The organism is Mycolicibacter kumamotonensis (genome assembly GCF_002086285.1).
GTDB lineage: Bacteria > Actinomycetota > Actinomycetes > Mycobacteriales > Mycobacteriaceae > Mycobacterium > Mycobacterium kumamotonense.
In genome coordinates this window covers 176,317-191,471 of sequence record NZ_MVHU01000004.1, presented here as the reverse complement: position 1 = coordinate 191,471, position 15,155 = coordinate 176,317, and the positions used below count along the sequence as shown (strand labels likewise).

Here is a 15,155-nt window from a genome sequence, read left to right as displayed (position 1 = left end):
CCGGTCGAATCCCGTTGTGCTAGACTACAACTCGTAGTCAAATCATCTCTGACTTACACAGAATTCGTGACAGGCTCGTGAAGTCGACGTGGATACCGACGAAGCACCTGCCGCACCGTGACCAATTGCCTGTGCTGGGTATTGCTCTTGGTTCCCTTCGCCGCCAAGTGCAGCAGGTAGTCGTTCCACCGGTCCGGGCTCAACTGGTCCAGGTCGCGCACATCGTGTTCGCCGCACCTCGCAAAATATTTCGTCCTGTCCCGATTTTGCCGTGCCGATTGGGCACTCTTCCAAACTCCGTTCACTCCCGTAAGGGCCTCGACGGCATCGGCGAATTGAACCCGGAGACGCGCATCACACGGCCACTCCCGAAGATCAATGACAGTAGGCGCATACGCCCCTGGAAGGGAGGCGACCACCACTTGCGGATCCTCGCGGCGCGTGACAACGCCGTCAGCTGACTCTCGGCGCGAACTTGCCGTCATGCGCCGGACCCGGTTAAATCGCGAATCTCAACAAGGTCGCGCGCCAGGGCTGACACCAGATCGCTCGTGGTGGCCATCTGGGCATTCGGGAGGCCGAACAGCCGGTCGAAACGCAGCCGTTGCACCCGCGGCATATAGGTATTCCGCGTCGTCTCCACCGACCTGTGACCCAAAACGTCCTTCACCGTGCGGAAGACCTCGTCGTAGCGAGACCCATCCCCGTAGGCGATGCTCTCGTCCCACCCGTGCGCGGCGTCGAGCCGCTGATGCAGTTGAACTGCCAGCGCCAGCGCGAAACTGAAACGAAGGCAATGCGGCGTCACGGTCAACTCGTCACTGGCCGCCCCGCCGGTGGCTTCAACTGCTGACCAAAGCCGCTCGTTGGCCGCATCGAAAACCCCGATCCACGACTCGTGATGAAACGGGGTTCCACCTTCGCTGAGCCACAACGCCATCGGTTCCGGGCGACCGTCGCGGAGCCAGAACAGGCGGCGGCGCAGAGCTGGCTTCAGAGTGTTCAGCGACATCACAGCGCCGTCGTCTCGGACGGCTTCGAACGTTCCCTTGCGAGAGCGCCGGACCTCCGTTACCCAGATGATGTCCTCGATCGCGTCGTAGCGGCCCTCCCGTATTGCCCGGCGGACGGCTGCGGCCCGGGCGACAGTCATGTAGCTGCGCAATGTCTGCATTACAGTGGGCGCCGCGTACCACATCCGCGCCTTGCTGTACTTGGCGATCGCTGCCGGCAACTTCGCCTCAATCGCGTCCGCTGATGGCAGTTCCGCCAGCAGCAGCGCGCCTGCTTCCTGCACGCGCAGACCGGTTGAATAGACGAAGTCGGTGAATGCCGTGTTGCGCAGTGAATTGCGGGCGCGACACGACTCGTCGTCGCCAGCCGCTCGCCACTGGCTCGCACCGATCCGTTCAACACCGCGGCCACGTAAGCCAACGTCACGCCACAGCCGGTAGGTGCCGGGGACGATCCACCGGTCCCTGTCCTTGCGCACGAACGCTGCGTTGGCCCTTACCCCGGGCACCCTTGTGGCACCGTGCCCGCCGGGCACTGGACTCGCCTCAATCACAGGGCCATTCGGTGTGATCAGTACCTTGCGGCTCACGGCCCAGTCGTACAAACCCCTGAGCGCGAAGACCGCCTTGTTCCACGTTGCGCCCGTCACCGAATCAGCGAACTGCAGGTGATCAGTTCGGCGGATCTTGTAGTCGATGAAGTCGTCTTCCGTTGCTTCCAGCCAGGTCAGCGGATCGTCCTGACCTCCAAGAAAGCCGCACCACTTTGCGATCTCGAGTGCGTACGTTTTTCGGGACGACAAGTCCAAGGAGGTGAACTTCGGGCACGAAGTGAAATAGAGCACCAGCCACTCATCGAGTTCGCCGTTACTCGACAGCAGGATCGGCGTACCCGTCACGAGCCCCGGTGGATGATCACGTCCGTCCACCGCGCTGCAGTCATCCAGCACATCCGAATACCCGGACGGCCAGGTACCCGCGTTACTGGTTGTCAGCACTGTCCACGTCTTTGCTGGAGCGGCGGCGGACAGCATGACTGCACCGTAAACCGGATCAAAAGTCCATCGGGCGCGACACGCCCGCACATACCTACTTCCTACGGAAGTTCGGCGGCGACCCGTCGTGGCCCATCCAGGCGTCCGTGGCCGCGCACCAGGGTGGCTCCGATCCCGGCGACCCAGTCCGCTTGGCCGGTGTCATCCCAATCGCCGACGAAGCCGTTGCGGCGGCGGAACACCTCACCGGCATCGAGTGCGCCGGTGACCGCTTCTCGTGCACCGGCCACCCGGCGGGCATCGCCGAGCGCCAGCACCGGGCGCAGCAGTGCCTTGCTGGGAACACAAGCCCAGTAGGAACATTCGCCGCCGACGAGTTCGCGTTCGACGATCGCCACGGTCAGTCCGGCGGCCCGGGCGCGGTCGGCGACGTTCTCGCCGACGGGTCCGGCCCCGAGTACCACGACGTCATAGGTTTCGGTCATCTGGGCGAGTCCCCTTCCGGGAAGAACGAGCGGTGTCGCTCTGCGGGCGGTGGTGATGACGAACAACGGAAGGACCGCAGCAGCCCGACGCCGTCTGCCGTTGCCGTTTCATCCCAACACGGACTGCAGCGCTACGCCACCGTGAGCGTGCGCAGTTGTACGCCCGGACCCGGCGTGTCGTGCGCTAACACGCACCCTCGGCGAGAGAAGCTGGCTACCGCAGGACGGCACCGACGCGCTCGGCGGCGCAGGCCACCGCCGCATCGCGGGCCGCACTGGCCTCGTCCTCGGTCAGGGTGCGGTCCGCGGCCCGGAAGCGCAGCGCGAACGCCAGCGACTTGCGGCCCTCACCGACCTGCGGGCCGGTGTAGACGTCGAACAGCGCGATGTTCTCCAGCAGCTCCCCGGCGCCCTCGCGCACCGCATCGGCCACCGACGCGGCGGTGACCTTCTCATCGACCACCAGCGCGAGGTCCTGGAACACCGCGGGGAACGGCGACACCCGCGGCGCAGGGAGGGACCGCGTGATCGGGACGGCGTCCAGGTTCAGCTCGACCGCGCAGGTGCCCTTGGGCAGCCCGGCACGTTCGATGACGGCCGGGTGCAGCTGTCCGGCGTGGCCGATCAGGGTCTCGCCGATCAGCACTTCGGCGCAGCGCCCCGGATGCCACGGCAGATACGCCCCGGAGCGCAGGGTGACCTCCACCCCGCTGGCGCGGGCGATGATGCGGGCGGCTTCGATCGCGTCGGCGGCCTCGACGGCCCGGCCCGGCCCCCACGGGCCGCGGGGTTCGGCCAGCCCGGTCAGTGCCACCGCGATGTGCTGCGGCTGGTGAGGCAGGGCGGCGTCGATGCCGGCGATCTCGGCGTCGGTGGGACGACGATCCACCGCGACGGCGGGGATACCGGCGCCGCCGGCCGGTTGAGCCGGTTGCACCACCTGGGCGATCGAGAACAATGCGACGTCGCTGATACCACGGGACACGTTGCGCCCCAAAGCTTCCAGCAGGCCGGGCAGCAGTGTGCTGGCCAGTGCCGGCCGGTCGGCCTCCAGGGGGTTGAGCACCGACACCGTGGTGCGGCGCGGGTCGTCGCCGGCCAGCCCCCAGGTGTCGAACACCCCGGCGGGCAGAAACGGTGTGGTGAGCACCTCGACGTAGCCGGCCAGCGCCAGCGACTTGCCGATCGCGCGGCGGCGTCGCTGCACGTCGGTCAGTCCCCGCCCGGCCGGCGCCGCAGGCAGCACCGAGGGAATGGATTCCAGCCCTTCGAGCCGCAGCACCTCCTCGACCAGGTCGGCGGGCTGACGCAGGTCCGGGCGCCAGCTCGGCGGGGTGACGGTCAGGGTGCCTCCCGCGGCCAAGACCGCGCAGCCGATCTGGGTCAGCCGCCGTGCGGTGGTGCCCTCGGGGTAGCTCACCCCGGCGACGCGATCCGGCAGGTCCGCGGCGATCTGGATCGCCGGCTGCGACCAGTCGGACACCGGGGGATCGCCCCGCCAATCGGTCAGGGTGGGTTCGACGACTCCCCCGGCGATCTCGGCCAGCAGTGCCGCGCAGCGGTCCAGCACAGCCACCGAGATGGCCGGGTCCACGGACCGTTCGTAGCGTCGGGCCGCCTCACTGGGCAGGTGCAGCCGCCGTGCGGTCCGCGATACCGCCGCGGGATCCCAGATCGCGGCCTCCAGCAGCACATCGGTTGAGTCGTCACGCATCTCGGTGCTGCCCGAGCCCATCACGCCGCCGATCGCGGCGGTGGCGACGTCGTCGACGATCAGCACGTCGACGGGTTCCAGCTTGCGTTCGATGTCGTCCAATGTGGTGACGGTCTCGCCGGGGCGGGCGAAGCGGACGTCGAATCCGCCGGTGATCCGCGCCCGGTCGTGGGCGTGCATCGGGTGGCCGAGTTCGAGCATCACGTAGTTGGTGGCGTCGACGGCCGGGGAGATCGCCCGGATACCGCAGAGCAGCAGGCGGCGCTGCAGCCACCACGGCGACACCGCCGCCGGGTCGATCCCGGTGACCCCGCGCAGCGCGAAGCGGCGCACCCCGGTATCCGGTTGCACGCTCAGCGGCCACGCCTGGCCCTCGGCGGGCAGGGCGGGCACCACAGCGGGGTCGACGAAGTCCAGATCCAGCGCACTTGCCAGATCACGTGCCAGGCCGCGCACCGACATGCAGTAGCCGCGGTCGGGGGTGATGGCCAGCTCGTAGACCACGTCGTCGAGGCCCAGCACCTCGGTGGCGTCGGCACCCGGCTCGGCCGTGCCCTCCGGCAGCACGAGGATGCCGGAATGATCTGTGCTCAATCGTATTTCGGATGCCGAGCAGATCATCCCGTCGCTGGTGCGGCCGTAGGTCTTGCGGGTGGCGATGGCGAAGTCGCCGGGCAGCACCGCGCCGGGCAGTGCCACCACCACGAGGTCGCCGACGGCGAAATTGGTGGCGCCGCAGACGATGTCACGCGGCTCGGGTTCCCCGACGTCGACGCGGCAGGCCCGGATCGGCTTCTTGAACTCGGTGAGTTCCTCGATCTGCGCGACCCGGCCGACTTTCAGCGGCCCGGTGACCGGCCCCAGGGTGTGCACGGCCTCGACCTCGTGGCCCACCCGCAGCAGCGCCTGCTCCAACGCCCCGGCGGACAGGTCGAAGCCCGGCGCGCCCGCGGTCAGGGTCTCGCGCAGCCAGCTGTAGGGAATACGCATCAGGCACCCACCCCGAACGGCAGGGAGAACCGCACATCACCCTCGACCATGTCACGCATATCGGGAATTCCGTTGCGGAACTGCAGGGTTCGCTCCAGCCCCATGCCGAACGCAAATCCGGAGTACTCGTCCGGGTCGATGCCCACCGCGCGCAGCACATTCGGGTGCACCATCCCGCAGCCCCCCCACTCGACCCAGCCGGGCCCGCCCTTTTTGCCCTCGAACCAGATGTCGACCTCCGCCGAGGGCTCGGTGAACGGGAAGAAGTGCGGCCGGATGCGGGTGCGCGCGCCCGGGCCGAACTCCGACTGTGCGAAGGCGTCCAGGGTGCCGCGCAGATGCGCCATGGTCAGGCCTCGGTCCACCGCCAGCCCCTCGACCTGGTGGAACACCGGGGTGTGGGTGGCGTCGAGTTCGTCGGTGCGGAAGGTGCGTCCGATCGAGACGACGTAGACCGGCAGTTCGCGGGCCAGCAGGGCGCGGATCTGCACCGGGGAGGTGTGGGTGCGCAGCAGTCGGCGCGATCCCGGCGGGGCGATGTGGAAGGTGTCCTGGTCGCTGCGCGCCGGGTGGTCGACGGGGAAGTTCAGCGCGTCGAAGTTGAAGTGCTCGGCTTCGACCTCCGGGCCTTCGACCAGCTCCCAGCCCATCGCGACGAAGGTGTCGGCGACGTGTTCGGCCAGCATGGTGATGGGGTGCCGGGCGCCGACGGGTTGGCGCGCCGAGGGCAGCGTGACGTCGATGCTTTCGGCGGCCAGCACGGCGGCGTCGCGTTCGGCGCGCAGGACCGCCAGCCGCTCGTCGTAGGCGCGCTGGGCTTGCGTGCGGGCGGCGTTGACGCGCTTGCCGGCGTCGGCGCGGTCGGCCTTGTCGAGTTTGGCCAGTGCTTGGCGGGCCAGGGCCAGCGGCGCCTTGTCACCGAGGTGCTCGGTTTTGGCGTGCGCCAGCGCGTCCAGGTCGGCGGCGGCGTCAAAGGCGCCCTGCGCTGCCTGCAGCGCCGAATTCAGGGTCGCGTCGGAGACGACGGACGGGTCGACCGGTTGTTCGCCCACGCGACGAGACTCCCATTGCTTGCTGTGACTTTGGCTGAGACGCAAGCGTCGATCTTATCGGCCTAACGGCGACAGCCCCGCACGCGGTGTGCGGGGCTGTCGGCCGGTGGGTCAGCTCTCGTCGTCGGCGGGCTTGGGTACGGCGCCGTCGGTGCCGGCGGTGCCTTCGCCACCGGTGGTGCCGGTCGGAGCGGTCGGCTTTTCGGGCGTTTCGGCCTTCTCGGAGCCGGAGCTGCCGCCGGTGCCGCCGGTTCCACCGGTGCCGCCCTTGATGCTGCCGGTGCCGTCACCGCCGTTGCCGCCCTGGCCGCCGTTGCCGCCGTTGCCCGGGTCGTCCTTGTCGGTGCTGCTGCCGCCGTTGCCGCCGTTGCCGCCGTTGCCGACGATGGCCGCCTGGCCGTTGGTCGGAGCGGTGCCGCCGCCAGAGAGCAGCTTGCCGCCCTGGCCGCCGGCGCCGCCGTCGCCGCCGTCGCCGGTGGTGCTGTTGCCGCCCGCGCCGCCGTTACCGCCGTTGTGGGCACGCCAGGTGGCGTCGCCGCCGTCGCCGCCCTTGCCGCCCTTGCCGCCGATGTCGGTCGTGCCAGTACCTCCGGCGCCACCATTACCGCCGGTTCCGCCGGAGCTGAACATATTGGCTCCGCCCAGGCCGTCGGCCCCTTCGCCGCCTTCGCCACCGGCTCCGCCGGTCTCGCCGTTACCGCCGGCGCCGCCGTTGCCACCGCTGCCGCTGAAGGCGAGGATCTGGCCCTTGCCGGCTAGGTCTCCGTTGGAGTCGTTCCAGCCGGTGGCTTGCGCGCCAGCGCCGCCGTCGCCACCCTTGCCGCCCGTGCCGTCATCACTGGCGCCGCCGGCACCCCCGTTGCCGCCGCTGCCGGCGGTGATGGTCCCTACGCCGCCGTCGCCGCCCTTGCCGCCTTCGCCGCCGTTGCCGGATTCGACGGTGGGAGCGGCGGTTTCACCGTTGCCGCCGTCACCGCTACCACCGTCGCCTTCGCCATCGCCGTCGCCGTCGTCGGCCGGGACGGTGGACGCGCCACCGGCGCCGCCGTTGCCGCCGGCGCCACCCCAGATGACCCGGGTCCCGGCGTCGCTGGCGGCAGAGCCACCGTCGCCACCGTTGCCGCCGGTGCCGCCGGTGCCGGTGATCGCGGTGCCACCGGCACCGCCGTTTCCACCGGCGCCGGAAACGCCCAGGATGGTGCCGGCGGCGAACTTGTTGCTGAACCCGTCGATACCCCAGCCGCCGTCGGACTTCCAACCGGTTGCGGTACCGCCTACACCGCCGTCACCGCCCTTGCCACCACCGGCACCATCCGCGGTGGCCGCGCCGCCGGCACCGCCGGCGCCGCCGGTGCCGCCGTACTGGCTGCCTATCCCGCCGTTACCGCCATTGCCGCCAACGCCGCCGTTGCCCTGTTCTGTGCCGCCGGCGCCGCCGTTGCCGCCGACGCCGCCGTTGCCGCCGGTGGTTGCCCTGTCGATGCCGGTGTCGGGGTCACTGTAGGCATCGCCACCATTGCCGCCGGTGCCGCCGGTGCCACGGACGCCGCCAGCACCGCCGTCGCCGCCAGCACCGCCGTTCCAGTGGGTGGGGCTACCGTCCGCACCATCTCCACCCTTACCGCCCTGCGGAAGTGGCGTGGTATCGGATGGGCCGTTCGCGTTTCCAGCGCTACCTGCTTTGCCGGCGGTGCTGTCGGCACCGCCGGTACCCGCGGCGCCGCCCTCGCCCGCGGAGCCGTTGTTGCCGGCTTCGCCGCCCTTGCCGCCTGAGCCAGAGCCATACTGGCCCTGTTCATCCCATTGGCCTTTTGCACCATCTCCGCCGTTGCCGCCCACGCCGGCATCGCCGCCGTCACCACCGTTGCCGTTGGTGCCCGACTCGGATGCGCCGCCGGCGCCACCGGCACCGCCATTGCCACCGTTGAAGCCATCGCCGCCATTACCGGTGCCGCCGTTTTCAAAGCTGCCGGTCACCCCGGTCCCGCCGTTGCCGCCGTTTCCGCCGTCACCGCCCTGACCGCCGGTGCCGGTGCCGGCGCCCTTGCCCCCGGCGCCACCGTCGCCGCCGTTGCCGCCGTTGCTCGGCTTGGCGCCCTCGCCTTCGGCGCTGTTGGCGCCGTTACCGCCGTTGCCGCCGTCGCCGCCCTTGCCATTGCTGCCGGCGAATGCGTCGCCACCGTTGCCGCCGGTGCCGCCATCGCCGCCGTAGGCACCGTTTCCGCCGGTGCCGCCATCGCCGCCGTCGACGTGCTCCGCGGTGCCCGCAGCCCCGTTACCGCCGTTACCGCCCTTGCTGGCCTCGGAGGGCGCGAGGCTGCCGTGGGCGCCGCCGGTACCGTTGTTCGCGTCGGCACCGCCGGCCGCGCCGCCGGCGCCACCGTTGCCGGCCTCGGCGCCGTTGGCGCCGGCCTGGCCGCCGTTGCCGCCGTTACCATCGCCGCCGTTGTCCCAGGTGCCATCGGCCCCGTTACCGCCATCGCCCCCCGCGCCGACCGCACCGCCGGCGCCGCCGGCACCCCCGTCGCCGGAGGTGCCTGCGTTTCCGGTGTCGTTCCGCAGTTCCCCGGCCGCTCCGCCCTGGCCGCCCTGACCGCCGTCGAAGCCATTGCCGCCTTGATTGCCATTGCCGCCATTGCCGTTGTTGACGCCCGCTGTGCCCGGGCCGCCGTTCGTGCCCTTGATCCCGTCGTGCCCGGCGCCGCCGACACCGCCGACACCGCCGTTGCCGGCATTGCCCGCATCGGTGCCGCTCGCGCCGCCCTTGCCGCCGACACCGCCCTGGCCACCGACGGCCGCGTCGCCGCCCGCCGTGCTGCCGTTGGTGCCACCGATCCCACCGGCACCACCCGTACCACCGGTTCCGCCGTTGCCGATCTTGCCGCCGTCACCACCGGCGCCGCCGTTACCACCGGTACCGGCACCGTGAGTGGCGTCACCGTTACCGCCTACGCCACCGGTGCCACCCGCGCCACCGTTACCGGCGTCACCGCCGCTGCCGCCGGCGCCACCGGTGCCACCGTCGCCCGCGGCGTGGTCCGCGGTGGCGTCGGCGCCGGCGCCGCCGGTACCGCCCTTGCCGCCGTCGCCGTTGATCGTGCTGTCCTCGCCGGTTGCGCCCGCGCTGCCGAGCGTGCCGCCCTTGCCGCCCTCACCGCCGGCTCCCCCGGCACCGCCCGCGCCACCGTTGCCGCCGGTGCCGCCGTCGAGGTGCTCGGCGTCGCCGGCTGCGCCGGCACCGCCCTGGCCGCCCGTCCCGCCGGCGCCGCCCTTACCGCCCGCACCGCCCGTGCCGAACAGGGAACCGCTGGCGTTGCCGCCCTTGCCGCCGGTGCCGCCGACCGCGCCGTCACCGCCATTGCCGCCGACGCCGCCGTCGGCCCAGGTGCCGGGCGCGCCGTCCGCACCCGTGTCGCCCGCGCCGCCGGCACCGCCGGCGCCGCCGATCCCGAACAGCCAGCCCATGGCAGCGCCGCCGTCACCGCCGTTTCCGCCGATGCCACCGGCACCACCGGCACCACCGATGCCCATAATGCTGCCGCCGGCACCACCATCACCGCCGGCCTGTCCATCCCAGCCGGCACCGCCGGCCCCGCCGTTGCCGAACAGCCCGGCCGAACCGCCGTCGCCGGGCTCGACACCGTCCTCACCGGCGTAGCCGGCGCCACCGGAGCCGAACCAAATGCCGCCGTCAAACCCGTTGGCGTGCTCCGCAGTGCCATCAGCGCCATCACCCAGGTAGATCTGGCCCGCCGGAGCCCAGTCGTTGACCATGTCGACGAACCACGCGTTGGACGGGTTGTCGATCCAGGCGTCGATGGATGTGTACAGCGGCTGGTAGAAGAACGTGTTGAACAGCGCGGAGAGGTCGAATGCGCTGGTGTCGACCGCGAGGCCGGGGTCAGCCGGGGAGTCGAACCAGGAGCTGATGTCCCAGCCGCTGCTGTCCCATCCGACCGTCGAGTCCGAGGCCGGCGCGAACAGGTCGGTCAGCCAGTCGAAGTCCAGGTCGGCGTGCGCCGTGGGGGCCGTGGTCAGCGGAGCCATGCCGAAAGCCAGGAACGCCGCCACCGTGCTGCCTGCACCGGCCAACCGCTTACCTGCTCGACGGGCGTGGTCCTGCCCCCGCTCCCGACCTGACATGATTCCCCGCTTCTGCGCTGAAGGCGACCTGTAGAACTGTTCAAAAAGATGGGTTGTTCACGCAGACTATTCCAAGGAACGGGGTTCCTCCACTCGACTGCAGAAATCGATTGCCGCAGAAAGGCGCCCGCGACGGGCGATTACTTGGCGGCGGGAGGTTCGCGGTGAACCGCCTTGAGCCGGTACATCATCAGATCGGCGGGCACACCACTGGTCTTGGCCGACAGCACCTGTCGGCGGACTCGCTTGGCCGTCACGCCCAATTCGTCGAGGTCGGCGGGGTCGATGCGCTCCAGCGTCGCCCCGGACACCACGATGCCGCCCTTGACCGCGCGCTCCATGACCCGGGCGGCGATGTTAACGTCCACGCCGAGCCAGTCGTCGGCCAGCCGCTGCGGCCGGCCGGTGTGGACGCCGGTTCGCATTCGCGGGGTGAAGCCGTTGACCTCGACGCCGCCGATGGCCTCATCGGCCTCCAGCACCGCGCTCACCGCGACCAGCGGATCGCGGAACACCGCCATGATCCCGTCGCCCATCCGTTTGACGATGCGGCCACCGGCATCCAGCAGCGGCGGTTCCACCGCCTGCGACACCCGGCGCAGCAGGGTGAGGGTGGCGTCGTCGCCGGACCGCAACGACCACGTGGAGAAGCCGACCAGGTCGGTGAAGACCAGTGTCGACTCGGCGTTGGCCGGCGCACGTGACATCCGTTCGGTCAGCGCCTGCCAGATCTGCAGCGCCCCCAGGCTGACCTCACGCGACGCCGCGGACCGGTCGCCCATCAGACGGTCGGCCGCCCGCGCGGCGGCCTGCGGTCCCCCGTCACCGGCGGTGGACAGCGGGTCGCCGAACTCGGGGTCACCCGGCAGCACACGACGGACGCGCCGGACCAGGTCGACCACCCGTACGTCGTTGGTCGTGCGGTTCAACCAGGCCGCTGCCTCATCGAGGGAGAACGAACGGCGGCGATGAGCGCGGGTCTTTTCCGGTATCTCCACCACCTCCTCGAGCTCGCCAGCCTGCCGACCGACCGGCTCGAGGTCCATACGGCTCAGCGTAGGTGGCGTTCGCGGCGCCCGGCAACGGCTCAGGTACGTGGTACACGCCACGGTCGGCGATCTCCGCGCGACGCGCCCGCGATAATGTAGACAACACGCGTTGTCACACTTATGGTGATGCTCAGGTTCGCCAGACAGGAGACGTGATGACCGTCACATCGACCACGTCCGCCAAGCGGGCGTCCGTGCCCGCGGAGCAGAGTGCCGCCTCGAAGATCTCGCCCAAACCCGCCCCGGCTGTCGAGCCCTTGAACTCCGACTCGCTGACCTGGAAGTACTTCGGTGACATCCGCACCGGGGTGATGGGCATGTGGATCGGCACCATCGAGAACATGTACCCCGGCCTGGGCGCCGGTGTGGAGGAGCACTCCAGCCTGTGGCGTGAGCCGCTGCAGCGGGTCACCCGATCGGTCTATCCGATCATGGGCGTGGTCTATGACGGTGCCCGCGCCCAGCAGACCGGCGCCGCGATCCGCGACTGGCACCGTGACATCAAGGGAACCGACGCGCAGGGCCGGCGCTATCACGCACTGGACCCCGAGACGTTCTATTGGGCGCACGCCACGTTCTTCATGCTGATCATTAAGCTGGCCGAATACTTCTGCGGCGGACTGACCGAGGCCGAGAAGCACCAGCTCTTCGACGAGCACGTGCAGTGGTACCGGATGTACGGCATGAGCATGCGCCCGGTGCCGAAATCCTGGGACGAGTTCTGCGAGTACTGGGACCGGGTCTGCCAGGAAGAGCTGGAGATGACGCCGGCCGCGCAGGGCATCTTGGACATGCGCATCCCCAAGCCGTGGTTCGTCATGATGCCCACACCGGTGTGGGACCAGCTGTTCAAGCCCGCGCTGGCCGCCCAGCGCTGGGTCGCCGCCGGGCTGTTCGAGCCGGTGGTACGCGAAAAGGCCGGTCTGCGCTGGTCGGAGGGCGACGAGGTGCTGTTCCGGCTGCTCGGCAAGGTCAGCCAGCTGGCGTTCACGTTCGTTCCCGAGGAGATCCGGCTGCATCCACGCGCGCTGGCCGGCTACCGGCGCGAGCAGGGCAAGATTCCCGCCGACGCGCCGCTGGAGGAAGCACCGTGGCACACGGCGCCGCCCAAGGACCGTCGCGGCACCGGGATGCACTACATCCCGCCGCGGAGAATGAGCCTGATCGAGCGGGCCGGATCGCTGGTGCACAGCACCTTCTCGCTGGCCGGGGTGCGGCCGCCGCGGCCACGGCCACGGCCCAAAGCCGCCTAGCCGCCGGCGGCGCCGCGCTGCGCCCGCGCGCTCTGGTACAGGCAGATCGCTGCTGCCGCAGCCACATTCAGACTTTCCGCGCCGCCAGACATGGGGATCCGCACCCGATGGTCCGCGGTGGCTGCGGCGGCGGCCGGCAGGCCCTGGGCTTCCGGGCCGAACAGCCAGGCGGTGGGCGCGCTCAGCACCGGATCGGCGTCGTCGAGGCACAGCTCGCCGTCCAACGCCGTTGCCAGCACCTGTAGCCCCGCCTCTCCCAACGCCGTCAGCACGGCATCGGTGTCGGCGGCCACCACCACCGGCACGTGGAAGATGCTGCCCGCCGAGGCGCGCAGGCACTTGCCGTTGTAGGGATCGACGCTGTTGCCGGTCAACACCACCAGGCCGGCGCCGGTGGCGTCGGCGATGCGGATCAGGGTGCCGGCGTTGCCCGGCTCGCCGATCCCCACCGCCACCGCCACCAGCTTCGGTGCAACGGCCAGCAAGGCCTTCAGGTCCGGCTCCGGCTGCGCGCACACCGCGACCAGCCCAGCCGGGGTGACGGTGTCCGACAACGCTTTTGCCGCCCGGTCGGTGACCACGTGCACCGGGGCGGACGCCGCGGACAGCAGCTCGCCGTGGCGCTGCGCCGCCGCCTCGGTGGCGAACACCTCGACGAGCAGGCCGCGGCGGTTCGCGGCCTCGATCAGATTGGGGCCCTCCGCCAGGAAGCGCTGCTCGCGCTTCCTGGCGGCGTGCCGGTGCAGCTTGACCGCCGCGACCACGCGGGCCGAACGTTCGGTCAGCATCCCAGAAAGACCCGGCAGGGTCAGGCGGCCTCGCCGGAAGGCGCGTTGACATCCTCGGGCAGCGCGGCCTTGGCGACCTCGACCAGCGCGGTGAACGCGGCCGGGTCGCTGACGGCGATCTCGGCGAGGTTCTTGCGGTCCACCTCGACACCGGCGGCCTTGAGGCCCTGGATCAGGCGGTTGTAGGTGATGTCGTTGGCGCGGGCCGCCGCGTTGATCCGGGTGATCCACAGCTTGCGGAAGTCACCCTTGCGGGCCCGGCGGTCACGGTAGGCGTAGGTCAGCGAGTGCAGCTGCTGCTCTTTGGCCTTGCGGTACAGGCGTGACCGCTGGCCACGGTAGCCTTTCGAGGCCTTCAGGATCGTGCGACGCTTCTTCTGGGCATTGACCGCCCGCTTCACGCGTGCCATGGGGTGTTCCTACTCTCGTTGGGACGTAAGGGATTTGCGTTGCGAGCGGCCGTCAGCCGTTCAGCATCGCCTTGACGCGCTTGGTGTCGCTGGCAGCAACCTCGGTACGCCCGGCCAGGCGGCGGGTGCGGGTGCTCGGCTTGTGCTCAAGCAGGTGGCGACGGTTGGCCTTCTGCCGCACGATCTTGCCGGTGCCGGTGCGACGGAACCGCTTTGCGGCGCCACTGTGGGTTTTCGCCTTGGGCATGTTTCCTCAGTTCTGGTGTCGTGGTCAGTTGTCGGGTTTGGGCTCGGCCGCGTCCGTCGGGGTCTGCGGGGCGGGTGCGGGCGGAACCGCGCCCGCGCCGGCCTGCTCGGCCGCCTTGGCCCGGGTTTTCGCGCCGCGGTGCGGAGCCAGCACCATCGTCATGTTGCGCCCGTCCTGCTTGGCGGAGGTCTCGACGAAGCCGTACTCGGCGACATCGGCGCCCAGCCGCTGCAGCAGGCGGTAGCCCAGCTCCGGCCGGGACTGCTCACGCCCGCGGAACATGATCGTCACCTTGACCTTCGCCCCGGCTTCGAGGAAGCGGACCACGTGGCCCTTCTTCGTCGCGTAGTCGTGGTCGTCGATCTTGGGACGCAGCTTCTGTTCCTTGACGACGGTCTGCTGCTGGTTCTTGCGAGACTCGCGCTCCTTTTGGGCCGCCTCGTACTTGTACTTGCCGTAGTCCATGATCTTGCAAACCGGCGGTTTGGCGGTCGGGGCTACTTCGACAAGGTCGAGATCGGCATCCGCGGCGACGCGAAGCGCATCTTCGATGCGCACGATGCCTACCTGCTCCCCTCCCGGGCCGATCAAACGGACCTCAGGTACGCGAATGCGCTCGTTGACGCGGATCTCAGTGCTGATGGGACCTCCCTGGGTAGTCTTTCGGTCGCGGCCGCCGCAGTGCTCGTCCGGACGCAGCGGCGGAAGAACCACCCACCAGCAAAAAAGCCCTGCACGAAGCAGGGCCCGATACCGACCGATCGCGGCTCCGATGCTATCGAGGCCGCCTGCGCAGGGCGCAGAGCAGGCGGTTCGCACCGCCTGCGACCGGACCACTTCGCCTACGGATTGCTCCTGGCTCGTGGTGGGAGGGAACTCCACTTGCAGTCCTGGCGTACGCCGGGACGGTCGCGGCACACAGTCTAGCAGCAGTTCGGCATTCCTCCAGCCCGCCGTTTCGCCCGGGGGCGGGCCTCACATCGGTTTCCCGGTTTGACTGCTTATTCTCGCGGGCT

General features: G+C 70.2%; 10 protein-coding genes and 1 pseudogene. 1 reads left to right on the top strand and 10 read right to left on the bottom strand.

Annotated features, from left to right (window positions below; all coding sequences use genetic code 11):
* Positions 1-481: 481 nt before the first annotated feature.
* The 6 genes and pseudogenes from BST28_RS04890 to BST28_RS04855 form a co-directional block, all read right to left on the bottom strand.
* Positions 482-2,047 carry a site-specific integrase gene (locus BST28_RS04890; protein WP_109560639.1) on the bottom strand — a complete coding sequence of 522 codons (1,566 nt, stop codon included), beginning with the start codon at positions 2,045-2,047 and terminating at the stop codon, positions 482-484.
* An 80-nt stretch (positions 2,048-2,127) separates the two neighbouring features.
* A pseudogene (locus BST28_RS04885) lies at positions 2,128-2,493 on the bottom strand (FAD-dependent oxidoreductase); the annotation flags it as partial.
* 214 nt (positions 2,494-2,707) lie between these two features.
* Complete coding sequence (gene pheT, locus BST28_RS04880; RefSeq protein ID WP_083080164.1) at positions 2,708-5,197, bottom strand: phenylalanine--tRNA ligase subunit beta; 2,490 nt, start codon at positions 5,195-5,197, stop codon at positions 2,708-2,710.
* Positions 5,197-6,249 carry a phenylalanine--tRNA ligase subunit alpha gene (pheS, locus tag BST28_RS04875; protein ID WP_019738222.1) on the bottom strand — a complete coding sequence of 351 codons (1,053 nt, stop codon included), beginning with the start codon at positions 6,247-6,249 and terminating at the stop codon, positions 5,197-5,199. Before pheS ends, pheT begins: the two co-directional genes overlap by 1 nt.
* Before the next feature lie 111 nt (positions 6,250-6,360).
* The gene (locus BST28_RS25035; protein WP_165758051.1) at positions 6,361-10,392 is read right to left on the bottom strand and encodes a PGRS repeat-containing protein; all 4,032 of its coding nucleotides are present in this window, start codon (positions 10,390-10,392) and stop codon (positions 6,361-6,363) included.
* Between the two features lie 140 nt (positions 10,393-10,532).
* Positions 10,533-11,438 carry an adenylate/guanylate cyclase domain-containing protein gene (locus BST28_RS04855; RefSeq protein ID WP_083080163.1) on the bottom strand — a complete coding sequence of 302 codons (906 nt, stop codon included), beginning with the start codon at positions 11,436-11,438 and terminating at the stop codon, positions 10,533-10,535.
* Between the two features lie 158 nt (positions 11,439-11,596).
* Here BST28_RS04855 and BST28_RS04850 point away from each other — a divergent pair, with 158 nt between their 5' ends.
* Positions 11,597-12,694 carry an oxygenase MpaB family protein gene (locus tag BST28_RS04850; protein WP_083080161.1) on the top strand — a complete coding sequence of 366 codons (1,098 nt, stop codon included), beginning with the start codon at positions 11,597-11,599 and terminating at the stop codon, positions 12,692-12,694.
* Here the strand turns inward: BST28_RS04850 and BST28_RS04845 are convergent.
* From BST28_RS04845 to infC, 4 genes are read right to left on the bottom strand one after another with little or no spacing between them, the layout of a single operon-like run.
* Entirely contained in the window at positions 12,691-13,482 is a 792-nt protein-coding gene (locus BST28_RS04845; protein WP_083080160.1) for a TrmH family RNA methyltransferase, read from the bottom strand. The two genes, BST28_RS04850 and BST28_RS04845, sit on opposite strands and share 4 nt — an antisense overlap.
* Before the next feature lie 20 nt (positions 13,483-13,502).
* On the bottom strand, positions 13,503-13,892 hold the full coding sequence (gene rplT / locus BST28_RS04840; RefSeq protein ID WP_065288712.1) for a 50S ribosomal protein L20: 390 nt from the start codon (positions 13,890-13,892) through the stop codon (positions 13,503-13,505).
* A 52-nt stretch (positions 13,893-13,944) separates the two neighbouring features.
* On the bottom strand, positions 13,945-14,139 hold the full coding sequence (rpmI, locus tag BST28_RS04835) for a 50S ribosomal protein L35 (protein WP_019735129.1): 195 nt from the start codon (positions 14,137-14,139) through the stop codon (positions 13,945-13,947).
* Between the two features lie 24 nt (positions 14,140-14,163).
* The gene (infC, locus tag BST28_RS04830; RefSeq protein ID WP_080575603.1) at positions 14,164-14,838 is read right to left on the bottom strand and encodes a translation initiation factor IF-3; all 675 of its coding nucleotides are present in this window, start codon (positions 14,836-14,838) and stop codon (positions 14,164-14,166) included.
* Positions 14,839-15,155: the final 317 nt, after the last annotated feature.